Consider the following 25,283-nt stretch of genomic DNA (forward strand, 5'->3'; position numbering starts at 1 on the left):
GCTATACTATCCTCATAAAATAAGATTTTGCCTCAATTTCAATTGAGTTTGTCAAATGAATCCTGATATTTTATCTGATATGCCTCTATCTTACCGTAAAACAGTCCCGGTTCTTCTCCCTTACCCATTCAAGGAACCTTTTGATTATATAATTCCACACGACCTAAAAGTAGAAAAAATCATTCCCGGTACCCTGGTTATTGTACCGCTCAATCAACGTAAGGAAATAGGGGTTGTCTGGCAAGATCACGTTCTATCAGGCAATTTGTCTTTATCACTCACCCCCACCCCCAAAAAAGAAAAAAGAAAATTAAAAGAAATTATTTCGATTTTACCCATTCAGCCCCTACCGAGAGTTTTAATGCAATTCATTGATTGGATGGCAAATTACAATTTTACGGAATCAGGTTCCGTTCTGGCAATGGCAATCCGTAATATCAGAAATCTCACCGTTCCCTTAAAAAAAGAATATGGGTGGATAAAAACATCACCTTTGCCAACAAATTTGAAAATTACCGAAAAAAGAAAAAAAATTCTGGATTTCATGAATATTCCAGATCAAGCCTATACAACAAGGGAATTGACAGAAAATTTACATATAAAACCTTCGGTTATTTATGGACTGGAAAAATCAGGGGGCATTTTCAAACAACCCCTTACCAATTTTACGCAATTTTCAAAACCTGATCCCAATTTTCATCAACCTAACCTTTCCGAAGAACAAACCAAAGCAACAATTTTTTTAAGAAAACAAGTAGATAAGAAAAAATTTTCTGTAACTTTACTGCAAGGCATTACCGGTTCAGGAAAAACAGAAGTTTATATGCAAGCCATAGCTTCCTGCATCGAACAGAATAAACAAGTTCTGGTTTTATTGCCAGAAATCGCTTTGTCAGCTCAATGGACCAACCGGTTTTACAAACGTTTTGGCGTAAATCCTGCACTATGGCATTCCGATCTAGGTTTGAAACACCGTAAACAAACCTGGATGGCTATATTAAAAAATGAAGTTTTCGTGTTAGTTGGCGCGAGATCCGCCCTATTTCTACCTTTTTATGATCTGGGATTGATAATTGTAGACGAGGAACACGAATCTTCCTTCAAACAGGAGGAAGGTGTTATCTATAATGCCAGGGATATGGCCATTGTCAGGGCTAAACTATCCTCGTGTCCTATTATTTTGGTTTCCGCCACCCCTTCAATGGAAACCCTGATAAATGCGCATCAGGGAAAATATTTTCATCTCACCTTAACCAAACGACATGGTGGGGCTATCATGCCACGAACCGAACTGGTTGACATGAAAATACATCCACCAGAAAAAGGACATTTCCTGTCACCACCTCTTGTAAAGGCAACACAGGAAAAACTTGACAAAAACGAACAGGTCTTGTTTTTTTTGAACAGGCGCGGTTACGCCCCTTTAACTTTATGCCGTGCTTGTGGTTACCGTCTTGAATGTCCACATTGTTCAGCATGGTTGGTTGAGCATCGCAGCACTAGAAAACTGGTATGTCATCATTGCGATTATTTTATACCCGTTCCGCTGGAATGTCCCCATTGCAATACCAAGAATAGTCTGGTTCCCATTGGTCCTGGAATTGAACGCATTACCGAAGAGGCAAGAATTACCTTTCCTGACGCAAAAATCCTTGTCATGTCCAGTGACTGTTTAAACAGCCCCAAAATGACAGCCGAAGCCGTTCGCCAAATTATGCGAAAAGAAGTCAACCTTATTATCGGCACCCAAATTGTTGCCAAGGGATGGCATTTCCCTGATCTTACTCTTGTTGGGGTTATAGATGCCGATTTGGGATTAACCGGCGCAGATTTACGTGCGGCTGAAAAAACATTACAGTTATTGAATCAGGTCGGGGGTAGAGCCGGTCGAGCCAGATTTCCCGGTACAGTTATAATTCAAAGTTTTTTAACAGATCATCCCGTAATGGAGACGTTAATCAAAGGTGATTTCAATCAATTCATGATCGAAGAGGCGCATGAGCGTAAAGCCGGATTTTGGCCTCCTTACGGTCGATTGGCCGCCATAATCGTAAGTGCAGATACAAATCAGGATGCTTTGGAAACAGCTCAAGAACTCGGTCTAAATGCACCCAGCCGAGATGGGGTCATCGTTTTGGGACCTGCCCCAGCTCCCCTATCTCTGCTTCGTAACCGTTATCGACAGCGTTTATTGTTAAGAACACATAAATCCATCGCCATACAGCCGATCCTACATCAATGGTTGGATCCAATTAAACCCAAAAAAAACGTAAAAATAACCGTGGATATCGATCCAATATCGTTTTTGTAAAATCAATTAAGATTTATAGTCTGAATATTTTCATAATTAGAATTCATATAAAATATTCTGTATGAAATCTTAATTAATCGCTCGCATCCAATGATGTTTTTATTTATTATGTTTTTTCGTTATTAATTTATTTGTACTGATCAGGAGATCCCATGCCTAACTCCCCTACAATTCATTCTGATTCTCTTACAGAAGGATTGATGGATTATTCAAAGGAACTTTTAATCGTCACACATAACGGACGTTTTCATATTGACGATGTTTTCGCCTTTACAACCTTATTTCTTGCATTGGATTTAGAAAATAGACCCTTTCGGCTAGAAAGAACACGTAACCCTGAAATCATTGAAAAAGCTGATATTGTTTTTGATGTTGGGGGAATTTTTGATGGTAAGCGTTATTTTGACCATCACCAGATTGGTGCTCCTGAAAGAGATATCAAACAGACACCCAAAAACATGGAAGGAACCATTCCCTATAGTTCTGCTGGTCTTATATGGACCGCTTTTGGCTTGGATGTCATTAAAAAACTAGCCCCTGACCTGGATGAGAAATCACATCGTGTTGCGCATAGTGTAATTGAAAAAGCGCTAGTCATTCCCATAGATGCAATCGATAATGGAAAAATGCAACCTGAAAACGGATTAAATTTTTCATCAATCATAAATATTTTCAATCCTGCGTGGGATTGCGACGACCCGTCAAACCAGCTGGAACGTTTTTTTGAGGCAAGTAAAATCGTTCAAACTGTTTTGATTTATCAACTTAATATTGAATTTGCTCGTAACAGAGCCATCAGCTGTTGTGAAGAAGCATACAAGAACAGCCCCGATAACCGTATTTTGATGTTGCCTCGCTGGATGCCACATATATATCCGATTTTTGCCAATGCTTGGAATACACAACTGGTAATTTACCCTGCAGAAAATGAATGGCGTGTCGGAACAGTTCCGATCCGTATGCACGGAAACGATCGACGTAGATTGTTTCCTGCCAGCTGGGGAGGATTAGAAGGTGAAAACCTAGAAAAAGAAACAGGAATTCTGGGGGCGAAATTCGTTCACAAGGGATTGTTCATAGCTGTTGCCACATCAAAAGAGGCAGCAATTGCACTTGCGCACAAAACCCTGGAATAATTTATAGAAAACTATAATTAAGGATTAGAATTCGTGTTAATCCTTAATCTTGTCTAATCTAATTTACAGGTGAATACCCAAGCATAAATATTTGATTTCAAGATAATCATCTATACCATATTTGGAACCTTCCCTTCCAAGACCTGATGCCTTTATTCCGCCAAAAGGTGCCATTTCATTTGAGATCAAACCAGTATTAATTCCCACAATCCCGTATTCCAAGGCTTCTGATACACGTGTTATTCTTGAAATATCATTGGCATAAAAATAGGATGCCAAACCAAATTCCGTATCATTGGCCAGATAAATAACCTCTTCTTCAGTTTCAAAGCGATATACAGGCGCCAATGGTCCAAAAGTTTCCTCTTTCGAAACCAGTGCATTAAATGGTACATTCGATAAAATTGTCGGCTCGAAAAAACATCCCTCAAGAGCTTCACCACCAATGACAACAGTTGCGCCTTTATTTACAGCATCATCAATATGTTCTTTCACCTTTTTCAAGGCATTTCGATCAATCAAGGGACCAATGGTTACATCTTTATTCAATCCATTGCCAACCTTGAGTTTGGTAACGGCATGTTTAAATTTTTCAATAAATTGATCATAAACTGAATCATGAACATAGAATCGATTTGCACAGACACAAGTTTGACCCGCATTTCGATATTTGGACATCATTGCCCCTTCCACCGCCGCATCAATATCTGCATCTTCAAAAACGATAAAGGGTGCATTCCCCCCCAATTCCATTGATAATTTTTTTACCGTACCAGCTGATTCCTGTATTAATTGAGCGCCAATTTCTGTTGATCCTGTAAAGGTTAGTTTACGAACAATTGGATTAGAGGTCAACTCTCCACCAATTTCCCCTGAGGATCCTGTAATGATATTGAAAACCCCTGGCGGTAATCCAGCTTCTTCAGCAAGCACACCCAGGGCCAAGGCAGAGTAAGGGGTCATACTTGCGGGTTTAAGTACCATTGAACATCCAACTGCCAATGCTGGACCAGCCTTGCGGGTAATCATCGCGTTGGGAAAATTCCAGGGGGTAATTGCTGCTGTAACCCCAATTGGTTGTTTAATAACCGAAATCCGTTTATTTGCCATGTGTCCGGGAATAGTATCGCCATAAACCCTTTTTGCCTCTTCGGCAAACCATTCCAGATAAGACGCGCCATATTGAATTTCCCCCTTAGCCTCCGCCAAGGGTTTCCCCTGTTCAAGTGTGAGAATTAATGCAAGATCATCCTTGTTTTCTTCCATTAATTCATACCAACGACGCAAAATGACAGATCGCTCTTTTGCGGTTTTTTTTCGCCACGCAATCTGGGCGGTTTGTGCGGCTTTAATAGCCTTTTTTGTTTCGTTACCACCCATTTTCGGAACAGTTCCAATAATTTCATCAGTTGCAGGATTGACAACCTGAATTACTTGACCATTATCTGCATTCAACCATTGACCATCAATGAAACATTGCTGTTTGAACAATGACTTGTTTTTTAAATCGTCAAGACTTTTTTGAACCATGCCTGTTGCTTTCTATCATATGGAATAATTAATGTTATTGAGATTATAACAAAGCGAATTCTATTTTGTTATAATTTACATTATCATAACAAAGAATTGTTTTTGATTTATATTATATAATAGATCCATATTAAAATTTTACTGAAAACAACTTGCATAACAATCTATTTTGCTGTTGTATATTTTGTAACAAAATTACTTAAAACTAAAGATAAAAGAAAGATAAGAAAATGAATTCCGGAAAACAATTTCCGATTAAATTCTCCCAAAATCCAAACAGCCTGTCAAAAAAGGAACGTGAGGCAATTTTAAAAAAACCTGGTTTTGGGCAAAAATTCACAGACCATATGTTGATAATTCATTATAATGATGAAAAGAAATGGCATGATGCGGAAATCAAAGCTTACGGACCAATTAGTTTAGATCCTGCCGTTTGCGTTTTTCATTATGCACAAGAAATATTCGAAGGCATGAAGGCCTATAAGGCAAATGATGGTCGTATTCTTTTATTCAGACCCGAAGCCAACGCCAAACGTTTTGCCAATTCGGCCAAAAGGCTTGCCATGGCCCAACTTCCTGAATCACTCTATTTACAATCCATAAATGAATTTGTTAAAGCGGAAAAGAATTGGATCCCAGACCAGGAGATAGGTTCTCTATATCTCCGTCCTTTCATGATTGCCAGCAAACCTTATCTTGGTGTTAAACCTTCCCCGGAATATCTATTTATGCTGATTGCCTCGCCAGCCGGTTCCTATTTTTCCAAAGATGCACAATCTGTATCTGTATGGGTTTCTGAATTCTATACAAGGGCGGCCCCCGGTGGAACTGGAGAGGTTAAATGTGGTGGAAATTATGCAGCCAGCCTTGCCGCCCAACAGGAAGCTACAAAAAATCAGTGTGACCAACTTATTTTTCTTGATTCTGTAGAGCATAAATGGATTGAGGAAATGGGAGGGATGAATATCTTTTTTGTATTCAAAGATGAAACTTTACTAACCCCCCCCTTAAGTGGAACCATTCTACCTGGGGTAACCCGTGATTCTCTTATTACCTTAGCAAAAGATAAGGGACTGACCGTTAAACAGGAAAAATATTCAATCCATCAATTGATTGACGATATTCAATCAAAAAAAATCTCTGAAATCTTTGCCTGTGGCACTGCCGCTGTCATTACGCCTATTGGAAAAATAAAAAATTCAAAAGGCGAATATATTATAAATGAAGGTAAATCAGGAAAAATTACCCAAGACCTTCGTAAAAGTTTGATTGACATTCAATTCGGAAATGTCATTGATCCCTATCAATGGGTAAAAGTAGTAAAATAAAAACTTTTTGTTTTTCTTATCTTTAATAACCATTTTCCAAACTAAATAAATATATTTTAGGGAAAATGGTTTTCATTTTTCTGAAAATCCGAATTTAGCATGGCTTATACAATAATTAAACTTACTTAACATGGATGGCAATCCAAGCAAATCAACAATATTTACGGGTTGCTGACCATATTCAACAACAACCAAATCTGCATAGGATAATTTTTGTAACAAATAGTTGAAATCCCTTAAATTCAAACGATTCATCAACATATTCTTATCCATCGCTTTCATCGTGAACAAAAAATGTTCCTTATTAATTGTCAAGGCTATATTTTTATTTTTACCCGGAATTTGCTTACCTTTTGAATCCCATAAAATCAAACCAACATTATTTGCATCCCTTTCAAACCCAAGAACCAGATCATTTGAAAGAACATGACATGAATCAATTTGCTGTTTCATATGTGAGTAATGAAACGCTGTCCAATTTCCTTCATGTCCATCCAGATGATATGTTTGTTCCGCAGCTTTCACTTGCAAGCAAAATAAAAATAAACTGTAAACTAAAAATAAATAATTACGAAACATCATCTTGATTATCTTTTAAATATACCTGTGGACTGATGACCATTTTCGTCTATATATGTACATCTTGCTTCGCGATCATTCAATCTTGTACAAACATTTTTACCACTGATAAGATGAAAATCCCCCTGACAGTCCTCTGGTTGATTCAGTACAAGCTGTTCGCCCTGAAACCCGGCATATAAAGGTCCCTGACATGTCCCACCATCTCGCCTTGTTAAAACCTGATGACCCGCCGCGTTCGGATTAAAACACAAGGACCAGTTTGTTACAGGTTGATGAGAATTGAAAAATAAACCGTGCGTATATAATTCTAAATGTGTTGTCAAATGCCAACATCCCTTTAACATTGTCGTGTCTTTCTTGTTCCAGGATTCTTTTGGAAGATCAACCTTGTTATTGGATTTAACATCTGTTTTTGGTGGAACAGTTGAATTTACGGGAGGTTTTGGAACATTTTTTTTCTGCAAAGTTTCTATATCAGGTAAATTCGGATTATCTTTCAGGGATGGTATTTCAGGTAATTGTTCAGGAGGTGGTAAAGGGTCAATTTTTGTTGGATCAATAGGTACTAAGGGTTTTACCGAAGGAATTCGACATTGATTTTGTAAAATATTCCACTGTTCAAGCAACTTATTTCGTTCATCCGCCAATTGATCCTGACGTTTTTTGTCATTCATTACATGCCTGACTTTATTTTCCGAAGGATAAATGATTTCACATTTTTTTCCATTTAAATCTTCATCCGTCCAAAATATTGACGTCAATAAACCTAATGCAAAAGCACTCAATGCTGTAATCCAAGGAAATCTGTTCCAAAAAAACAAATGATTTCTCTTTTTTCTCTCAACACCCATCAATGGATCATAGGTTTTCTGGTCACATGAAAAACCCCATGCAGTGATTACAGGTTTTCCATCAACGGCATACAAAAAATCCAAGCCAGGAAATTGACAGCATTGATTGAAAAATCTTGAAAGCGTGAGACCAGGATAATGTTGAGTTATTTCCTCAATATCCAGCAAAATTGAACGTGTTGCCTGTAATAATTTTTGCTGCTGATTTTGATCAAGTTCTTTCCATGAAAAACTTGTTTGTCCCTCCGCATTCCAACGAACGATATCGTTATTGAATTCTGGCTGAGCAAAAATTCTTGCGTGATCCGCATCACTATAGGTTAATATTTCATTATATATCTGATGATAAAAATTCTGTTGCCGATTAAAAAGAGGTTTTAACCGATTGATTTTTTGTCGACTTAATACCAAAACCATCAGGTTCATTCCTTATTGACCAAAGAATGAAGATCATTTTGTTTTTTTAGTATCACGCCAACAACAAGCAATGTCAAAAAAAACAACACCAAAGGTAAAAGCCAATAATAACGACAATAATTTATTGATATGATTCCTTTCCACCATGGCAATATCATCAATAATAGTAAAATGAGACCACTTGTTATCCATGGCCAAAAATTTTTGTTCTCAATGCGATTATTAAATGGTGAAACTGGAGGAGGAAGAATTGTCATAACTTTCATATTCCTCTCCTTTCCCTTGGCGGACAAAACTTCCTTTTTTGAATAAGGCTGATTTGATTCATGTCCCCATTCCAATATGGCTGGTCCATGAGGGGTTGCGATTATGAATTCGTCATTGGGAAATTGTAATGCATCCAAAAGAAGCTTGCCTCTTTGCTTTTGCAATGAATCTGGAGAGTTTATCAAACACTGAGCGTATTTTTTCCCTTTTTCGATATAATCATACGCCTCTTTTAAATTCTCCTCTTTTGATAAATGTTTGACAGGGAGATTTTGGCTGTCGACAGGCAAATACCAATCAACCTCTCCTCTTCCCCGATCCAATTGAGGTTCAAGCAATAAAGCGGCACATTCAGGACCGACATTCTTCTTCAAAAGATCATGCAGAATATGCCAGTTTTCCAATATCAACTGACCATTCATTCCAAGGGGTTTTGCCTTATTGAAATTAGTTGTAACAATCGGTCTTCCTGGAATAAATTGCAATTTCATTTTAAATTATCCTTTTTAGATTCAATAGGATCAGAAGATGATTGATTATTATCCTGCTCGGATTTGTCAGATTTAAATGCGGGCTTGTCAGCCGATTGGTCTTGCTTTTCCACCGGTTCAGACTGGCAGACTCCCGATTGAACCTGGATAGGTAGATTTGAGGATTGTAAAACTCTAACAATCATGTCGGATTTTTGGGCATAATTTCCATGGGAGGATGTATACTGATCCATCGTTACAAACGTGTTTACTCCAACTACCCTTCCACAAAGATCAACCAGTGGACCTCCAGAATTACCCGGGGAAACCATTGCGCTATGAGGCATTATTTTTTCGCCATTGTGATTATTCTGAATTCCGTTAATCTGTCCCTTGGTCAATATAACACCAGGAATTGCTTGTAGATCACCCTTCATCAGTCTTTGCATCGCATCATCCTGGCTTATCATGATTCCCGGATAACCTGCAGCGACAACATCCTGTAAGGGTCGTGCATCTAATGAAAAACTCAGAGGTTGTTGCGGTGGCGCATTTTCAACCTTAAGAATTGCCAGGTCCAGTCCTCCATTTTCTATAGTCTGACTTACAGAAACAACATGAGCAAGTTTCAACTGTCCCAAGGATTTATTGGTAACCATTACAGAATTGTTCTTGGCATTTTCAACCACATGTCGATTAGTCACGATTGTGTCGGATGTGACGAAAAATCCTGTACCCGAAGCGGCAGATACATCATCGTCCTTTAACACCATTATAAAAACAGTACTTTTTTCAAGCAGTTCCGGTAAACTACCTTCAAAAATTTTTCCGGTTGAAGTCATTGGTGTAAATGGATGTTCTAAACTTTTATTTAATGATGGATCTGCACGAGATTCCCTTATGTTACAGGGTGGATTTTTTAACTTATCCTTCAAAATCTTAATTTCTGTTTCCAGATCATGATTGGATTTCTCTATTTGCGGATATTGTTTAACAAGATTATGAGCTTCCCGAACTGTAATTCCATTAATTTTGATTGGATGTTCAGCAAAAATTATTCGCCAACCCAACAATAAACCTATAAAAAAAAACAAAATCGCCGCTATTAATCGAGATAAAACAAATCTATTATTGAAATTTGTCAAAAACCGAAAACGTGATGATATTTTAGGATTTACCGTAGAATTTTCTTGTGATTTAATAGATGACTTTATTTGTCCATTTACCTTTTTTTCATCAGAGAAATGTGAAATAGCGTCTTTTGCAGGTTTGGGCTCAGATGAAAATTGAAACAATGATGGTAAATATATTCCTGATTTTTTATTGTCCTGAAAAGAATTTGCTCCCCAATTCTTAATAATTATCTTATCCCCGCTTATAAGAATATCCCTAAAATCCGTAATATGTAAAACAGCTTCAACAATTTTTCCGCTCGAACTGTCCCTGGATATATTTTCAAACAAATTTTTAAATGAAATAGCCATTTTCTGATAAATTTGCTGCTTTTGCTGCCCAGTTATTATTTTTGGCTCTTCAAAGGTATCCACATACCAGGAAATCAATAACGTATCTTTATTTTGATTTTCTGTAACAACAGGTTCAGCCAATTGTATATCTGGACAATACTGAGAAAAAATTTTGATGATCAAATCGTATTTTTCATAAATAATTTGATCATTTATAGTCATTATTTCTGATTTTTTTAGATTCTGTTTGTCAAGAAGAAATAATGTCATATTTGCTCGCAAATTTTATGAAATATCTTTTAAACTTAATGATAGTAATCCAATGTTATATTCTTGCCAAGTATGGCATAGCAAAGCCAAGCTTTGAGTCCCGTATAACAAGTAATTATCAATAAAATAAAATCAGGCAAAACTTGCCAAAACTATTCATTTTTAAAGACAAAAAACAAAAAATAATTTAAGATAATTGAAAAAATCAAATTAGGATTTTTAAATAAACCTTTTTCCAAATTATATTATAATAATTTCAAATGTAAAAAAATAACGGAATGATTTTCCAAATCGGATACACCAATGCTAACTATCAAAAATTATTTGAATTTGAATATCATTATCGGAATTACATTGGCATTAATCCCCTTATCTGCTCATGCAAAAAATGACAAGTCTTTGACAACAATGGAAATTCGGACTTTACAGACAAGGGAATTCCCGAATTTATCTTCTTCTCAAGCCTATCAAATTGCTTTGTCTACCTTTCAGGATCTTGGATTTATTATTACAGAAACTTCACCTGCCATGGGGCTTATCGCAGCCAACCAGACTCACCCTGATTTAAATCAGGTTATTTTGGCAACTTTAACTTTAAGTTCAAAAAATGATTCTGTTCATACAATCATTGCACGCCTATCCTTAAGTGCCTATCCACTTTATAATGGTGAAGAAGGTGCAAATTTAAACGGTGGTCCTCCAAGACAATCTGAAATCATTCGATCCCCTTTAACATATCAACAGTTTTTTGATGCCTTTTCCTATTCACTATCCCTTCATCAAAATTACACATCTCGATGAAAATGACACTTAAATTTTTTCTTTGCATATTGGGGTTGTCATGTTCCTCACTGACAGCTTGTTCAAACAATAATGAATCTATGCTTCCCGCCACTCAAAAACGTGTAAATGAAACGCGTACATTCGAGGCACCTAATCAAGATATTTTGTTGAAAACCATTATTACAACACTGCAGGATCAAGGTTTTAATATTGTAAAAGTCAATTTGGACAGTTCCGAGGTAACGGCACAACAAAACAGCAATATAATATTGAGTGTAATGACATATCCCATTGATAGAAATAAATTTGCTGTAAGAGTCAATGGACAAATTTACAATAATTTCAGCATTTCCTCAACCGGATATGAAAATATAGCAGACCCTGTTTTTTATCAAAAGAATTTTTTTGAACCACTATCCCGGTCACTATTCTTGCAAAATCATCCATTTTAACCTTACTGTAAATAATGGCTTTTCTATTTAATAATGGACAAACATCATGCGCTTTCTCAAATATGTGATTATTCCCACCACAGTTTTACTCATGGCTGGTTGTGAATCAGCATCAAAACAGACCCAAGATGCTCAGACGGCTCAAAATACAGATGCCCATCTGACTCTTGGAACCATTGAAAGCCAACTTCATAAAGGTATGAGTAATGCCTCGGTTGTTGAAATTTTTGGGCCACCCAATATTGTAACTTCCGATGATCAACATCAGGAAGTATGGGTGTATGATCGGATTTCAACCATGCGTACACATTCCAGTTCTGGAGGATGGGCAACCATTGTTATCCTCGGGTTGGGAAACAAAGCCAATACATCCAGCACGTCACAACGAACACTCACCTTGATTGTTAAATTTGACCATAATCAAAAAGTTAGAGATTATTCTTATAGATATAGCAATTTCTAGGAATGCAAACACTTTCTCGTATATATATTTCTATATCCCTTTGGGGCCAAATCTTCATTGGGATCATGGTTTTATTAAATCCGCTTCAAACTGTTTTGGCAAAACCGCAACAGACTCTTGCACTAAGGGCTATTCAGAGTCGATCATTTGAAACTACGGATCAGCAAAAAATGATCCAGGCCATTTCATCTACGCTGCAAGACATGGGATATATCATTGTGAGATCAAATGATCAGATCGGTTTTGTCACGGCAACCCATTTTACAGATGACATAATTGAAATTACCGTTACGACACAACCCAATAAAGATCATATTATCGTCAGGGCTACGGCTCGTATGAATAACTTGCCGTTGGACAAAAACCCTGAATTCTATCAAAATTTTTTCAATCAGTTATCTCAAGCCACATTCTTGAACGCCAACGCCATTTATTAGAGATCAGGATAAATTACGTGACAACGTATCAAAAAATTCCTGATAAACTTGGGGTGACGTTACAGGATATTGATTGTAGCGCAACGCTATACGAACTGTCGTACCATGGTTTACCATTGATATTATATTTGCCTGCATGATATGTCCGTTTTCCAGACGTATGACTTCAATCAGATGGCTTAGATCATCCACCCTGACAATTTGAAAATCCAGACTGACCAGTGTTTTAATTACGGCTTGATTAACCCTATTTATATCTGACTGATCAAATTGCCGCATTTGCATATTACGAAGCTGACCTGTCGGTAAGTCAGTTAATCTCAGGCTTGTTGGTATGGAATTCCCATTACATCCTGCCAACAATAAAACCACGACCACAGAAAATAAATGAAAAATTTTCATTAGGATTGAGCCTGTAAATAAATTGCTTTTGACAAAGCTTCAAAGAAATTCTGATAAATTTTTGGATCCCGGACTAACCAGATTTCACCGACATGTCCGTCATTGTAAAAATCACGCATTTCAATTGAAACATGAATTTGAAATCCTTTTTTATTATTTTCCAAAGGTAAAAGCACAACAGAAACAGAACTGTTTTTCTTGGCAACATATAAACTATTTTGTCCACCAGCCAGTTCAAACGGTCCCAGCTGAATTGCCAAATTTCCACCCGCCCACGGTTTTTGATGAAAATGAGTGATCGGAATTCCAAAAAAACTCAAAGGCTGACCAATATCATATGTCTGGTCTGCATATAAGGTGCCAACCCCCGCATTCACCTCTCTTATAACATAATGCTGATCTTGGACAACATTCATTACAGCACGCATAAGCTCTGATCTATCAGTTATATCGAAATCCCTGCTTTGCATCGAAAAACGAGCGACCCTGTCTGAGGTTAACCTCATACTATTTTGAGGAGGTGTATCAGAAGCTGAACATGCACTTAAAAAAATTAAGATGACAACCAAACTGTCTAGACAATAAGAAATTAGGTTTTTCTTATTCATATTCACATAATCCGTCTTGACTTCTGAAATCTTGAAACGAATTTCCAATATTTAAAAGCCTATATTTAATATCTGTAACAAATATTGTAATAATAAAATATACAGTTTCATTCTACATTAATATTTTCCCATATTAAAATAAACAAGATATATTTGTTTGGATCGTTTCGTTATAAATTCTTTACCGTTTTACCATGGATTCTTTATGAGTGATAAATCAAACATCAGGGCAGGTTCAATCGAAAGGGTAACTCCTAGCAATAAGCAGGGAAGTTTTCCTTTAAAAATTGATTCTGATTCAGTCATTGGTTCCAAATATACTTTTTTTACTTAATTAACCCAATCTTTTGCCAGAATCCCTCTTGGAAAAACATGTTTGTGCCATTATTAATTTACCTTTCAACCATCAGGGATCAACTGCATTCTACACGATAGTGCTTTTTATGCCTGATTCCAAAAGTTATTACATTCCTATTCGGCGAGATTACTCAATTCCAAATGGAGGTTCTTTATTTTAATGGCTACCAAATATATGACCGTTTCCTGGGATCAATTACACAAAGATGCCCGTATATTATCTGAACGCTTGAGCAATTTTAATTTCAGAGGAATTATCGCGATAACACGTGGTGGGTTAATTCCCGCGGGAATTATTGCACGTGAATTGGAACTTCGTTTGATTGATACAATATCAGTTGTCACTTATGATGAGGAAAAAAGAGGTGAATTAAATATCATTAAAAATCCCTCCATTACCGAAGATGGTAATGGTTTTCTAATTATTGACGACCTCGTTGATTCGGGAATTACTGCCAAAGCTATTCGTAAGTTGTTACCAAAAGCTTATTTTGCCTGCCTTTATGCCAAACCTGCCGGCAAGGAATATACTGACCAATTTATCATGGAAGTTCAACAGGATATGTGGATCCTGTTCCCATGGGATATGGCCCCCGCCTTTGCACCCCCTCTTATCAAATCCCAAAAAAAATAAAAAAAAGCATATTTTATAAAAAAATAACTTGCCTTATAGCGCAGAACAGGATAGCTATAGGGCCATTCGGGGTGTGGCGCAGCCTGGCTAGCGCGCTTGTTTTGGGTACAAGAGGCCCCCGGTTCGAATCCGGGCTCCCCGACCATTAATAAAGACCTTGGGTTAAAATCCTTGGGTATTTTTTAATAAGCAAAAGAGGTTTTCATGACACGGGCGCGAATTTATAAATGCCCTCAAAAGGCTACACAATCTGGTAAAATTCGCAGTCATAGATGGATTCTTGATTATGGACAATCCTCCCCTCGATCACATGATTCCTTAACTGGATGGGTAGGATGTAGTGAGACACAAACTGAAGTAAAACTCAGTTTCCCTACAAAAGATCAAGCAATTCAATATGCAGAAAAAAATTCAATTGCTTATGATTTGGAAGAACCAGGTAGTCATCATTATGTTGTCAAAAATTATGAAGATAATTTTCACAACAATCGGAAAATGAACTGGACTCACTGAAATTATATTTTGCGCTCTTAGCTCAGCTGGATAGAGCAACAGCCTTCTAAGCTGTGGGTCGCTGGTTCGAATCCAGCAGGGCGCATTTCCAATTTTTCGCAAAACTGTTTAATCATTTTTCATAGATGGCAAATTCCAAATCTGTTGTTTCTGATGATAAACAACTTTAGGTAATAATACATAAATTGGATGATAATCAGGATTAAGCCATCTAAGAATTTGTGTCATATCCTTTTCATCCATTGCTGTACAACCTGAAGTCTCCGCATTCGCATTTTTTCTTAAATGTGCAAAGATACAGCTTCCATAATGAGGAATATTCTTCTCATTATGTTCAATGACAAAACCTAATTTATAAAGTTGGTCCCCTTTAAAATGAATATCCCTACGCATAGGTTCAGACAAAATAAATTTTTCTTTTAAAGAAAAATTTTGTTTATCAATAATTTGATTATATTGAGACGATGTAGGATCATCAATACAGTAGTCATATTGTGTCATGACATGGTAAGGATAATTTATAGAAAGATTATTCCTATAACCAAATGCAAAGCCTATTTTGAATATTCCAACAGGACTGCGCTTATCACCCTCTTTTTTGTACAGACCTTCTTGGATAAATGGATGCAATCCCCTGCCCCAAGCCAATCCTTGACTACCTAGAGATACAGAAACACCATTTCCTTTTTTGTGCCATTTTGAATGCAAATATTCAAATCTGTATAATTTTCCCCTATTACTATACCATCCATCAGTTATAACAACGATCATTTGCTGTTTTTTTTGCCAGTGATACAAAATTGATTTTTGTGTATGATTACAACCTGAAAAAAATAAACAACCTATTAATGGAATGATTTTTTTTGAAAATAAATTAAACAAATTATTCAATATCCATTTTTGATGAAAACCATATTCTCCAACAGAATCGAAAACAATTTTTACTATAAAAATACAATAATAACGTATCACCAAATATACAATTCATTAAGCTCCCACTTTTAATAAGTATCTCAAATAATATGTAATATTTTCAATTATTTCCCTAAGGTAAAGCTAATTATCTCCGATTAAATTACAATATAATAATTTCGTTGCAGTTAAATACATAATTACGTAAACATAATTCATATCCTGTTTTTTTCATTATTAAATTAGAACAATAGCGCAATAAATAAACATAAAATTTATAATAAAATTATCATATTTATATAATTCTTGTTTTATTCAATGGATAAATTATGTAAGAAGCGACATAATCTTAAATATTATATTTTCAGTTTCGAGGATTTTTATGTCTGTTTTTTCTCAATTTGACAATAATATACGCACTCAGAACTCTTTAAGAGATAAAATTACGGCGACAATACGACTTCCAGAAACGGAATGTGTCAAAACCCTACTTCCACAAGCTACCCTATCTGATGAAATGAACAGACAGATATCGGAACATGCAAGATCATTAACACAATATTTAAGAGAACATCGCAACTTGAAGGGTGTCGAGACTCTTGTTCAGGAATTTTCATTATCTTCCGCCGAAGGCGTTGCACTTATGTGCCTTGCCGAAGCTCTTTTACGCATTCCTGATACTGAAACACGTGATGCATTAATCAGGGATAAGATCAGCACTGGTGACTGGATATCACATGCAGGTTTCAAGAAACCTATTTTCACCAACGCCGCCGCATGGGGACTTGCTTTGACAGGAAAACTCGTTACGCCTGTAAAAGAAAAAAATCTTGCAGCAACCCTTACAAAATTGGTACAGCGGCAGGGTGAAAGCATAATCCGTATCGCCCTTGATCGGGCTATGCGCATGATGGGTGAACAATTTGTTCTTGGCCAAACAATGGAAGAGGCTTTAAACCAAAGCAGAAAAATGGAGGATATCGGATTTCGTTATTCGTACGATATGCTTGGTGAGGCTGCTATAACAGAAGAAGATGCGGAACGTTACAGGGTTGATTATGAAAATGCTTTGCATGCAATCGGCCGTTCAACACATGGTAACTCGGTTTATGAACGTGCTGGATTATCCATTAAATTATCCGCTTTACACCCCCGTTATTCTCGTTCCCAATATGACCGAGTCATGAAAGAACTCCTTCCGACTTTAACGAATTTGGTTCTTCTTGCACGCCAATATAATATTGGCATCAATATTGATGCAGAAGAGAGTGAGCGCCTTGAAATCTCTCTTGATTTGATGGAAGCCTTATGTAATCACCCAGATCTGAAAAACTGGAACGGTATTGGTTTTGTTGTCCAAGCTTATGGCCGCAGGGCTCCCTATGTCCTGGATTATTTGATTGATCTGGCTCATCGAACAAACCGCAGATTGATGGTACGTTTGGTAAAGGGTGCCTATTGGGACAGTGAAATTAAAAAAGCGCAGGTTGAAGGTCAATCCGATTTTCCTGTCTATACCCGCAAAATTCATACAGATATTAGTTATATTGCATGCGCGAAAAAATTATTGTCCAATAGAGACGCAATTTTTCCACAGTTTGCCACACATAATGTTCGAACACTTGCAACAATTTATGCACTTGCAGGAAAAGATTATGATATTGAACAATATGAATTTCAGTGTCTCCATGGTATGGGTGAACAGTTATATAGCAAAATCGTACAAGCGGGTGATCTTTCACGACCATGTCGTATATACGCCCCTGTAGGAACACATGAAACTTTGCTTGCTTATCTTGTTCGCAGATTATTGGAGAATGGAGCTAATTCTTCATTTGTAAACCAGATTGGCAACAGTGACATTTCAATTGATCAACTGATTGCAAACCCTGTGGATGAAGCTCTGAAAATAAATCCTGTTGGCAGTCCTCATCCAGCCATCCGTTTACCACGCTCCATTTATGGTCAGGAAAGATTGAATTCAAGAGGCATTGATTTCAACAATGAATTTATTCTACATGATCTTTCTAAGGCCCTTAAAGATTCTCCAGCATCTTGGGAAGCATTTCCAATTCTTGCAGGAAAGAAAACTAAGTTCAAAAACAAACCATTGGATGTTTTAAATCCTGCTGATCATAACGATAAGGTAGGGACAGTTATCGAGGCATCACAAGCGGAAATTGATCGTGCGTTCAAATCGGCAGTAAAGGGTGCCAAGGACTGGGCTGGATTGGATCCTGATAAAAGGGCCGTTCCCTTGTTGAAAGCTGCAGATCTTTTGGAAGAGCAATTGTATCCTTTATTGGGATTGATTATTCGTGAAGCGGGAAAATCTTTTCCCAATGCCCTGGCTGAAGTAAGAGAAGCGATTGACTTTCTCAGATACTATGGTTCAACAGTTGCCAGAACTTTCAATAATAATACTCACGCACCATTGAGTGGACCCGTTGTTTGCATCAGCCCATGGAATTTCCCACTGGCCATTTTTATCGGGCAAATTTCTGCAGCTCTTGCTGCCGGAAATCCTGTTATTGCCAAACCAGCCGAGGAAACGCCTTTAATTGCCACTAAGGCAGTCCAAATTATGCATGAAGCGGGTATACCGGAAGAAATTCTTCAATTATTACCCGGTAAGGGAGATATTGGGGCATCTCTTATTTCAAATAAGGAAGTCCATGGAGTAATGTTTACAGGATCAACAGCAGTTGCTCGTGAAATTTCTAAAAATCTTGCCAGCAGAAGATCTCCATCAGGCAACATTATTCCTTTTGTGGCTGAAACAGGCGGCCAAAATGCACTTATCGTTGATTCCTCTGCCCTCGCCGAACAAGTTGTTGTTGATATCATCAGTTCTGCATTTGACAGTGCCGGTCAACGATGCTCTGCCCTAAGGGTATTGTACGTTCAGGAAGATTGCGCAGATCGGGTTATTACCATGTTACGGGGTGCAACCAAGGAGCTTATTATAGATAATCCTCTTTCTCTCAAAACCGACATAGGTCCTGTAATCAGTCAGGATGCATTAAATCGTCTAAATAATCATGTCGAATATATGAAAAAGAAAGGATTTAAAATCTGGTCCCTACCTTTACCTGAAAAAACAGACAATGGTACATTTATGATGCCGACCATAATCGAAATCAATCAGATATCCGATATTCCTGATGAAGTTTTTGGTCCTGTCCTTCATGTTGTTCGATTTAGACGAGATCAGATTGACAATATAATTAAATCGATAAACCAAACAGGTTTTGGGTTAACGTTTGGTATTCATTCCCGTATTGATGAAACCATTGAGGATGTAACAAAAAAAATTAATGCCGGTAATATATACATTAACCGTAATATCATCGGGGCGATTGTTGGCGTACAACCTTTTGGGGGAAAAGGTCTTTCCGGAACAGGTCCAAAGGCAGGTGCACCCTTCATTCTAAGAAGGATGTTGCAACAAAGCCCCGTTTTCGATGAATTCCCCAAACAATCTCTACCCCCCATTGCACAGCAGTGGCTGGACTGGTTGACAAGCAATCAAAAGAATTTTGTTTCTACAGCAAAAAATCTGTTATCCCATACAATAGTAAATTCAAATATTGAATTAAATGGACCAGTAGGTGAAAAAAATATTTATTCTCTCTCACCACGAGGAACAGTATTATGTATCGCTAAAACACGAGATATCTTATTGAGACAAATTTCCTTATCCCTGAAATGTGGAAATTCAGTCCTGATTTTTGCACCTGATCAGATCACAGAATGGTATTCACAATTGCCCCATGAATTGTCATTACACATCAGAAAGGTAAAATCAATGAATGAGCAACCTTGCACGATCATTCTGGGTGAAAAAGATGTTCCCGAATTTGAAGAAGCTCGTCAGAATATGGCATTTTCAGACAATGGAATTATTTCTGCACTAGATGTAGATGAAAATTTCGAAAATACGGATCTTCTCATGGAAGAGATCTCCATAAGCAATAACACGACTGCTGCAGGGGGAAATGCCTCTTTAATGACAATAGATTAATATCAATTTTGATTTATAAAACACAAACCCTTTTTATTTTATATAATAAGGGTTCAATAAAGACCGACCCTATTTACAGAATAAAAAAGATAGGGTTTTCATTTATTAATGTTTTCAATTATTTACCATATCCAAAACATTAAAACCCATGCCCCAACAACGGGTATTACAGATACAGTATAAAGGGTAAACGATAAAAACATTTGATAAAAATATTTATTATATTTCCGAAGAATTTTATAGCCCAAGTATAAACTCCAAATACTGCCACCCCCCAGAATAATCGCACGCATATCCTTTAGCCACCAAAAGACAACCCCCTCATATTGAAGTAATTTGACACTTGTTGCGTTGAGACCGAGAAAAAGACCTGCCGCTGCCAAAGGTATGAGTGCCTGGGAAAAATATAGATAAAAATCAGGTTTATGATAAAGTCTGGCCAAAAATTTGTAGATCAATGTTAACCACACGCCATAAAGGATTCCGGATCCAAGAATGTAGAAACTGACACAAAAGCCATCCAGCAAATTGAAACTATCATTGTTGGCAGGGTAATTCGTTAAAATCCACCAGGGAGCCGTTGCATTCAATGGCCAAAATATTTCATGATTAACCAACCATTCTGCCAAATATTGTTTAAAATAAACAAACCAAGGCGAAACCGTCCACGTAAATGCTCCAATAGCAACGCCAATCATACCGAATAACAATAGTCTGATCTGCCAAATATTTTGCTGTTCATTACCGTAAACAAGAATTTCTTCATTCACGGACCTCGTCTGCAAACTGACAGCATTTCTATAGCCTGCACAACGTCCACACATATGGCAAGCTGAAACGCCATGAAGCTGTCGAATATTAATCATTGGTGGGCAATGCGGATTTGAATGCTCTTTTTCTTGAAATTCTGACCATTTTTGCTGATCTGTCTTAAAAGTAAAAGGAGAAAGCCGAGAAAGAAGATTAAACACACCATTAACCGGGCACAGATAACGACACCAGACACGGTTACCATTTCCATATAGATATCCTATAACTATTGCTGCTGCTGTTGAACCTCCCAGTATCAATAATGCAGGTATCGCATAATCATAAACACTTATAAGTTGTCCATACAAAGTGGTTAATATAAAAGCAATCGCTGGCCAACCTCTCCATTTGAGTAAACGGGGGATTTTCTTTTTTCGTCCGAAATTTTTGGATGTCCATTCCGTCAAAGTTCCCTCTGGACAAAATACACCACACCAAATTCGTCCTATAAATAACATTGACAATATTACAAAGGGCCACCAGATTCCCCAAAAAACAAATTGGGCAAATAAAACAATATTGTTAAAAATATGCGAATGTTTTGGGGGTAAATGCATTAAGGCGGGAATAATCAGAAGCAAAAAATAAATTGCAACAACAAACCATTTAATTCCCTGAATAATGGTTTGATGACGTTGCATAGCAATTCCCGTTTGATTAATTGCCTTTTTCAGCAAAACCCTCATTATTTTTTCCAATGTTATTTATTGTATTAATAAGTTTTTTTAAAAGTTACGTTGCACAATAAAATGGCAATGAACCAGTAAATAACAAGAGCTGAAATTTGCATTAATGAAGGTTCCGCATGATAACCTGTCAAACCTGTTAAGGTACTGTTGTCAGGAATAAACCCTGCGGTACTCCATACAGGATTATCCATAAAATTATAAATCCATTCCGGAATATCATAAGCGGCAATCTGGACAGAGGCTTTATCAATGGCGCTTATAAAAAGTCCACCACCAATTAGAAGCAAAAGAAATTCACTGACAATGAAAAACCATTTCCATGAAATGAATTTAAATGATTTCTGTAAACACCAAAATGTTAGCAATGCCAAGATTAATCCCAAAAAACCGCCCAGTATAAATAATCCCAATGAAGATCCCTTTTGTTCCGCACCAATACCTGCCAAAAATACAACTGTTTCTGATCCTTCTCTTGCGACTGCCAGCATGGATAAAAGAAGAATCCCTATTCCACTTCCGGATTTCTGTACACTTTCGGCTGCCTCCTGTTCAAGATGCTTTTTCATACCTCGACCATGATGATGCATCCAGATTACCATTTGCAATATCAAACATGCCGCGACAAACATCATAATGGTAAAAAACCATTCTCCACCTGCACCGGCAAACCAAGTGCTGGCGATCCAAAATGCAACAGCCAATAATCCTGCAAGCGCCAGACCAAGTCCCGTCCCAATCCATAGCTGTCTTGTCAGGGATACCAGATTTTCCCTTCTCAGCCATGCATATAAAATGCCTATAACCAGTAATGCCTCAACGCTCTCACGCCATACAATAAACAAAGGCGCACCCATAATAAAAACTCCTATTTGGAAATAATGTCAAAGCCTGGCATATTGACGTGAAAATCATCGATAAAATGATATTTCCCTGTTTTAAGTGGATGTATAACCACAAATGAGGTCACATCAGGCCCCAAGACCTTTTCAACCCTTAAAGAAAGATTTTCAAATTCAGCCGGTACTTTACCTGTATTTTTAATGGTAATTTTAAAACGCTGGTTTGCCGGCACTTCTATTGATGAGGGTTTAAAAACACCATCCGTGATGGTGATATCATAATTTTGAAGTGGTGCACTGAAAACGTGTACTGGCCAAATGGAAAACAATGACAAAACAGCATAAAATTTTTTCATTCTAAATATCCGAAAATATGCTTTTAATGATTGGATTATCAATAAACAATCTCAAATTATTAAGATGTAATATTTATTTATAAATATGTTGAACGTCTTAATAATTTATATTTAATCGCTGTTTTAAATATTAATATCCACCCTTTTTACCAGTTCCGGCATATGTAAAGTCATATTGTGTGACACATTCCCCAAACCAGGGTGCAACACCCGTTTCCTTGTCAACATGACGACCAAACATGGATTCTCTGGCCGGTGGAAGAAGCGTGAGTTTTAAATGATATTTTCCCGCTCCCAGAAGTTTGATATTCTCGCCATAATGCGGTCCATCATTTGCAACCATTGGATGAAGTATACCTTGTAATTTTTTCTCATCACCAATTTTGGTTAACTCATAAGATACTTGTAGATAAGGCATCCAGCTGCCTTCTTGAAAACCATTTTTATTATTGGCTGTTGCATGAATATCCGCTTCAAGATGAACATCAGATTTTGCCGCTGACAACATGATACCGTCAGGCTCCATTTCAATTGGCTGCAGATAGACAGCCGCAATTTCCATATTTCCACATATCTGTGGTTTGCCAATGGGATATTCTACGGCAAAGGCTGGTGTTGACAATAGGATTGTACAACCTATCAAAAGATATTTCTTAAACATTATAAATTACTTTCCTTAATCAAATATGTGATCGAATCAATGAGTTAGAGCATAAAATGAGAATAGAAATCAATTTTATATGCAAATAAAAATTAATAGCAACTGTTTATATTAAAATATCAATTTTATTCATAAAAGTTTATAACAATGCATTCATATGGAAGTTTGACCAGACCTGTATATTCAAAAAGAATTGCCTGATTATCAGAAATCTGGGAACAAATACAACCCAACATCTTATTTCAATAAGAAAACAATTATTAGCATTTTACAAAATATAAAATGTGAATTACTTAATAAAACTGATGTAATGTAAAAAAATTATTTAACAAGATATTTATGTAATTTTTTATTATTGATATTAGGAAAATATTTTAATTAATTTATTATATATAATTAGGAACAATTTAATTGTTTTTAAAATTTATTATCAGGGATTTTTTATATTTCCATGATAATAAATTTATTTTCTGGTAGAATCATTCTTTATTTATATTTGAAATCAGTTTTTGAATGACTTGAATAACAAAAGTTGAAGTTATTGATTTCGTACATTCATAATGTCTGGGCGTATCACGATGTCGCGGACACCACGTATAATTATCATGTTCGAATTCATATTTCATATCATTCCAGCAGGAATTACAGACATGCCAATTTATAATCCGATAAGGCGTATAGAATTCGTTCATGGGATGGGTAAATCCGGAAATCATGACAACAGGAATATTCATTGTCCACGCCATCCAGGACAATCCTGAACTCAATCCAACAAAAAATTCGGCATGTTTCAACCACCTTGCGCGTTCTGATAAAGGCCGGTTTCCTGTTTCATTTTCCGCATTGTAAGGTATGGAATTAAATATTATACCATGTCCCGAAATGGTATTCTGATCAATGCAGATCACCCTGTAGTTTTGACTTTTCAAATAATCAACAACAAGTTCCCAACCTTTGGGATTGTTCCAATATTTACATTGAGAGCTTGCTTGAACGGCAATACATACATATTTTTCTTTGATAGGCCTGGATTCATCAGGTAATCTAAGGGTTAGTTTCTCATCTTTTTCTGTCGATAACCCCAAAATGTAAGCTGCTGTTTTATGCAACCCCACCAACCTGAAATCACATGGCTGATATAAGTTTTGCTCGTCCTTGAAAAACAGACCAAAATAATAACAGGCATAACTATCAGAAAATATGTTATTTTCCTCGGCCTTTTTCATTGTTGTAAAATTGATTTCTGGATATGATCTTTTCAAAAGATCAATAAATTTTTCATCAATTATACAGTGAAGCTTACACGAATGTTTTTTCTTGAATTCAATGGCGTAGGGTAACCAGGCAAAAGTATCACCGATTGTTCCAACCGGACATTGAATGACAACCTTTTTATCTTTTAGATCAAGTTGATGATTGAACAATTGTCTGGTTACATTATTTTCTATTTCCTCCACAGTAATTTTAAAATTGACATAAAAACGTTTGGAGGAACTGACCGTTCCCCCAGCGACTTGACCTTGGAACAGGATATTGCCGGTATCAAGATCTTGCAATGTAACTTTCCATAATCCCTTTTCTCTTTTGGGAAGCATCACTCTGGCACCCAAATTGAAATCATATCGGATTTCTTTGGGTGCCGACTGAGTAGGTACAGGTGTCACATTTACATAGGATTTTTTATCCTTTGATGATGCAGACGTCATGTAAATCCG

24 protein-coding genes and 2 tRNA genes are annotated in these 25,283 nt (G+C 36.8%); 13 read left to right on the plus strand and 13 right to left on the minus strand.

Annotated elements, in window-relative coordinates; genetic code table 11:
• The first annotated feature begins 55 nt into the window (after positions 1-55).
• The gene (locus D9V35_RS05170; RefSeq protein ID WP_240993344.1) at positions 56-2,311 is read left to right on the plus strand and encodes a primosomal protein N'; all 2,256 of its coding nucleotides are present in this window, start codon (positions 56-58) and stop codon (positions 2,309-2,311) included.
• 152 nt (positions 2,312-2,463) lie between these two features.
• Positions 2,464-3,447, plus strand: a complete 984-nt coding sequence (locus D9V35_RS05175; RefSeq protein ID WP_110438079.1) for an MYG1 family protein — start codon at positions 2,464-2,466, stop codon at positions 3,445-3,447.
• Positions 3,448-3,510: 63 nt separating this feature from the next.
• On the opposite strand, the gene gabD is transcribed toward D9V35_RS05175, so the two are convergent.
• A complete protein-coding gene (gabD, locus tag D9V35_RS05180; RefSeq protein WP_122123653.1) occupies positions 3,511-4,977 on the minus strand; it encodes an NADP-dependent succinate-semialdehyde dehydrogenase in 1,467 nt (488 codons plus the stop codon).
• A 230-nt stretch (positions 4,978-5,207) separates the two neighbouring features.
• Here gabD and D9V35_RS05185 point away from each other — a divergent pair, with 230 nt between their 5' ends.
• Positions 5,208-6,305: a branched-chain amino acid aminotransferase gene (locus D9V35_RS05185; protein WP_122123654.1), complete on the plus strand. Its 1,098-nt coding sequence runs from the start codon at positions 5,208-5,210 to the stop codon at positions 6,303-6,305.
• Positions 6,306-6,377: 72 nt separating this feature from the next.
• Here the strand turns inward: D9V35_RS05185 and D9V35_RS05190 are convergent, their stop codons facing one another.
• Genes D9V35_RS05190 through D9V35_RS05205 form a run of 4 tightly spaced genes read right to left on the minus strand, consistent with a single transcriptional unit; the run spans position 6,378 to position 10,628 of the window.
• Complete coding sequence (locus D9V35_RS05190; RefSeq protein ID WP_122123655.1) at positions 6,378-6,887, minus strand: hypothetical protein; 510 nt, start codon at positions 6,885-6,887, stop codon at positions 6,378-6,380.
• A gap of 5 nt (positions 6,888-6,892) precedes the next feature.
• Positions 6,893-8,155 (minus strand): hypothetical protein, encoded by a 1,263-nt coding sequence (locus D9V35_RS05195; RefSeq protein WP_122123656.1) that lies wholly within the window; start codon positions 8,153-8,155, stop codon positions 6,893-6,895.
• A 5-nt stretch (positions 8,156-8,160) separates the two neighbouring features.
• Entirely contained in the window at positions 8,161-8,913 is a 753-nt protein-coding gene (locus D9V35_RS05200; protein ID WP_122123657.1) for a hypothetical protein, read from the minus strand.
• Positions 8,910-10,628 carry a S1 family peptidase gene (locus tag D9V35_RS05205; RefSeq protein ID WP_122123658.1) on the minus strand — a complete coding sequence of 573 codons (1,719 nt, stop codon included), beginning with the start codon at positions 10,626-10,628 and terminating at the stop codon, positions 8,910-8,912. The genes D9V35_RS05200 and D9V35_RS05205 overlap by 4 nt, the downstream gene beginning before the upstream one ends.
• A gap of 303 nt (positions 10,629-10,931) precedes the next feature.
• Between D9V35_RS05205 and D9V35_RS05210 the strand changes: the two genes are divergently transcribed.
• The 4 genes from D9V35_RS05210 to D9V35_RS05225 all read left to right on the plus strand — a co-directional run bounded on the left by D9V35_RS05210 (position 10,932) and on the right by D9V35_RS05225 (position 12,763).
• Positions 10,932-11,429 carry a hypothetical protein gene (locus D9V35_RS05210; protein ID WP_122123659.1) on the plus strand — a complete coding sequence of 166 codons (498 nt, stop codon included), beginning with the start codon at positions 10,932-10,934 and terminating at the stop codon, positions 11,427-11,429.
• Between the two features lie 2 nt (positions 11,430-11,431).
• The gene (locus D9V35_RS05215; protein ID WP_162988585.1) at positions 11,432-11,863 is read left to right on the plus strand and encodes a hypothetical protein; all 432 of its coding nucleotides are present in this window, start codon (positions 11,432-11,434) and stop codon (positions 11,861-11,863) included.
• A 46-nt stretch (positions 11,864-11,909) separates the two neighbouring features.
• Positions 11,910-12,326 carry an outer membrane protein assembly factor BamE gene (locus tag D9V35_RS05220; protein WP_122123661.1) on the plus strand — a complete coding sequence of 139 codons (417 nt, stop codon included), beginning with the start codon at positions 11,910-11,912 and terminating at the stop codon, positions 12,324-12,326.
• A gap of 65 nt (positions 12,327-12,391) precedes the next feature.
• Positions 12,392-12,763, plus strand: a complete 372-nt coding sequence (locus D9V35_RS05225) for a DUF1499 domain-containing protein (RefSeq protein WP_162988586.1) — start codon at positions 12,392-12,394, stop codon at positions 12,761-12,763.
• A 3-nt stretch (positions 12,764-12,766) separates the two neighbouring features.
• Here the strand turns inward: D9V35_RS05225 and D9V35_RS05230 are convergent, their stop codons facing one another.
• Positions 12,767-13,165, minus strand: coding sequence for a hypothetical protein (locus D9V35_RS05230; RefSeq protein ID WP_122123663.1), 399 nt, complete (start codon positions 13,163-13,165; stop codon positions 12,767-12,769).
• Positions 13,165-13,773: a hypothetical protein gene (locus tag D9V35_RS05235; RefSeq protein WP_162988587.1), complete on the minus strand. Its 609-nt coding sequence runs from the start codon at positions 13,771-13,773 to the stop codon at positions 13,165-13,167. The genes D9V35_RS05230 and D9V35_RS05235 overlap by 1 nt, the downstream gene beginning before the upstream one ends.
• 205 nt (positions 13,774-13,978) lie before the next feature.
• On the opposite strand from D9V35_RS05235, the gene D9V35_RS09505 reads away from it, so the two are divergent.
• The 5 genes from D9V35_RS09505 (at position 13,979) to D9V35_RS05255 (ending at position 15,362) form a co-directional block, all read left to right on the plus strand.
• Positions 13,979-14,107, plus strand: a complete 129-nt coding sequence (locus tag D9V35_RS09505) for a hypothetical protein (RefSeq protein ID WP_255415879.1) — start codon at positions 13,979-13,981, stop codon at positions 14,105-14,107.
• Positions 14,108-14,290: 183 nt separating this feature from the next.
• Positions 14,291-14,764, plus strand: a complete 474-nt coding sequence (gene gpt, locus D9V35_RS05240; protein ID WP_110438092.1) for a xanthine phosphoribosyltransferase — start codon at positions 14,291-14,293, stop codon at positions 14,762-14,764.
• Between the two features lie 67 nt (positions 14,765-14,831).
• A tRNA-Pro gene (locus D9V35_RS05245) sits at positions 14,832-14,909 on the plus strand.
• A gap of 59 nt (positions 14,910-14,968) precedes the next feature.
• Entirely contained in the window at positions 14,969-15,277 is a 309-nt protein-coding gene (locus D9V35_RS05250) for an NADH dehydrogenase ubiquinone Fe-S protein 4 (protein WP_122123665.1), read from the plus strand.
• Between the two features lie 11 nt (positions 15,278-15,288).
• A tRNA-Arg gene (locus D9V35_RS05255) sits at positions 15,289-15,362 on the plus strand.
• Positions 15,363-15,385: 23 nt separating this feature from the next.
• Here the strand turns inward: D9V35_RS05255 and D9V35_RS05260 are convergent.
• Positions 15,386-16,048: a L,D-transpeptidase family protein gene (locus tag D9V35_RS05260; protein ID WP_162988588.1), complete on the minus strand. Its 663-nt coding sequence runs from the start codon at positions 16,046-16,048 to the stop codon at positions 15,386-15,388.
• 523 nt (positions 16,049-16,571) lie between these two features.
• Between D9V35_RS05260 and putA the strand changes: the two genes are divergently transcribed.
• Entirely contained in the window at positions 16,572-20,213 is a 3,642-nt protein-coding gene (gene putA, locus D9V35_RS05265) for a bifunctional proline dehydrogenase/L-glutamate gamma-semialdehyde dehydrogenase PutA (RefSeq protein WP_122123667.1), read from the plus strand.
• A gap of 122 nt (positions 20,214-20,335) precedes the next feature.
• Here the strand turns inward: putA and D9V35_RS05270 are convergent, their stop codons facing one another.
• From D9V35_RS05270 to D9V35_RS05290, 5 genes are all read right to left on the minus strand, one after another.
• Positions 20,336-21,709: a 4Fe-4S binding protein gene (locus tag D9V35_RS05270; RefSeq protein WP_122123668.1), complete on the minus strand. Its 1,374-nt coding sequence runs from the start codon at positions 21,707-21,709 to the stop codon at positions 20,336-20,338.
• 26 nt (positions 21,710-21,735) lie between these two features.
• Entirely contained in the window at positions 21,736-22,566 is an 831-nt protein-coding gene (locus D9V35_RS05275; RefSeq protein WP_110438097.1) for an FTR1 family iron permease, read from the minus strand.
• 11 nt (positions 22,567-22,577) lie between these two features.
• The gene (locus tag D9V35_RS05280; protein WP_110438098.1) at positions 22,578-22,907 is read right to left on the minus strand and encodes a cupredoxin domain-containing protein; all 330 of its coding nucleotides are present in this window, start codon (positions 22,905-22,907) and stop codon (positions 22,578-22,580) included.
• A 130-nt stretch (positions 22,908-23,037) separates the two neighbouring features.
• On the minus strand, positions 23,038-23,568 hold the full coding sequence (locus tag D9V35_RS05285; protein ID WP_122123669.1) for an iron transporter: 531 nt from the start codon (positions 23,566-23,568) through the stop codon (positions 23,038-23,040).
• 479 nt (positions 23,569-24,047) lie between these two features.
• Positions 24,048-25,274 carry an autotransporter strand-loop-strand O-heptosyltransferase gene (locus tag D9V35_RS05290; RefSeq protein WP_122123670.1) on the minus strand — a complete coding sequence of 409 codons (1,227 nt, stop codon included), beginning with the start codon at positions 25,272-25,274 and terminating at the stop codon, positions 24,048-24,050.
• Positions 25,275-25,283 lie beyond the last annotated feature (9 nt).

It is taken from the genome of Commensalibacter melissae (assembly GCF_003691365.1).
Taxonomy (GTDB): Bacteria; Pseudomonadota; Alphaproteobacteria; order Acetobacterales; family Acetobacteraceae; genus Commensalibacter; species Commensalibacter melissae.

Bases quoted from the DNA above. Each gene is read 5' to 3' on its own strand.
- D9V35_RS05260 (WP_162988588.1), bottom strand. From the start codon at position 16,048: ATGATCGTTGTTATAACTGATGGATGGTATAGTAATAGGGGAAAATTA.
- D9V35_RS05215 (WP_162988585.1), top strand. From the start codon at position 11,432: ATGACACTTAAATTTTTTCTTTGCATATTGGGGTTGTCATGTTCCTCA.
- D9V35_RS05285 (WP_122123669.1), bottom strand. From the start codon at position 23,568: ATGTTTAAGAAATATCTTTTGATAGGTTGTACAATCCTATTGTCAACA.
- D9V35_RS05225 (WP_162988586.1), top strand. From the start codon at position 12,392: ATGGTTTTATTAAATCCGCTTCAAACTGTTTTGGCAAAACCGCAACAG.
- D9V35_RS05220 (WP_122123661.1), top strand. From the start codon at position 11,910: ATGCGCTTTCTCAAATATGTGATTATTCCCACCACAGTTTTACTCATG.
- D9V35_RS05185 (WP_122123654.1), top strand. From the start codon at position 5,208: ATGAATTCCGGAAAACAATTTCCGATTAAATTCTCCCAAAATCCAAAC.
- D9V35_RS05175 (WP_110438079.1), top strand. From the start codon at position 2,464: ATGCCTAACTCCCCTACAATTCATTCTGATTCTCTTACAGAAGGATTG.
- D9V35_RS05280 (WP_110438098.1), bottom strand. From the start codon at position 22,907: ATGAAAAAATTTTATGCTGTTTTGTCATTGTTTTCCATTTGGCCAGTA.
- D9V35_RS05195 (WP_122123656.1), bottom strand. From the start codon at position 8,155: ATGGTTTTGGTATTAAGTCGACAAAAAATCAATCGGTTAAAACCTCTT.
- D9V35_RS05170 (WP_240993344.1), top strand. From the start codon at position 56: ATGAATCCTGATATTTTATCTGATATGCCTCTATCTTACCGTAAAACA.
- gpt (WP_110438092.1), top strand. From the start codon at position 14,291: ATGGCTACCAAATATATGACCGTTTCCTGGGATCAATTACACAAAGAT.
- D9V35_RS05275 (WP_110438097.1), bottom strand. From the start codon at position 22,566: ATGGGTGCGCCTTTGTTTATTGTATGGCGTGAGAGCGTTGAGGCATTA.
- putA (WP_122123667.1), top strand. From the start codon at position 16,572: ATGTCTGTTTTTTCTCAATTTGACAATAATATACGCACTCAGAACTCT.
- D9V35_RS05250 (WP_122123665.1), top strand. From the start codon at position 14,969: ATGACACGGGCGCGAATTTATAAATGCCCTCAAAAGGCTACACAATCT.
- D9V35_RS05210 (WP_122123659.1), top strand. From the start codon at position 10,932: ATGCTAACTATCAAAAATTATTTGAATTTGAATATCATTATCGGAATT.
- gabD (WP_122123653.1), bottom strand. From the start codon at position 4,977: ATGGTTCAAAAAAGTCTTGACGATTTAAAAAACAAGTCATTGTTCAAA.
- D9V35_RS05205 (WP_122123658.1), bottom strand. From the start codon at position 10,628: ATGACATTATTTCTTCTTGACAAACAGAATCTAAAAAAATCAGAAATA.
- D9V35_RS05190 (WP_122123655.1), bottom strand. From the start codon at position 6,887: ATGATGTTTCGTAATTATTTATTTTTAGTTTACAGTTTATTTTTATTT.
- D9V35_RS05235 (WP_162988587.1), bottom strand. From the start codon at position 13,773: ATGAATAAGAAAAACCTAATTTCTTATTGTCTAGACAGTTTGGTTGTC.
- D9V35_RS05230 (WP_122123663.1), bottom strand. From the start codon at position 13,165: ATGAAAATTTTTCATTTATTTTCTGTGGTCGTGGTTTTATTGTTGGCA.
- D9V35_RS05290 (WP_122123670.1), bottom strand. From the start codon at position 25,274: ATGACGTCTGCATCATCAAAGGATAAAAAATCCTATGTAAATGTGACA.
- D9V35_RS05200 (WP_122123657.1), bottom strand. From the start codon at position 8,913: ATGAAATTGCAATTTATTCCAGGAAGACCGATTGTTACAACTAATTTC.
- D9V35_RS05270 (WP_122123668.1), bottom strand. From the start codon at position 21,709: ATGAGGGTTTTGCTGAAAAAGGCAATTAATCAAACGGGAATTGCTATG.
- D9V35_RS09505 (WP_255415879.1), top strand. From the start codon at position 13,979: ATGAGTGATAAATCAAACATCAGGGCAGGTTCAATCGAAAGGGTAACT.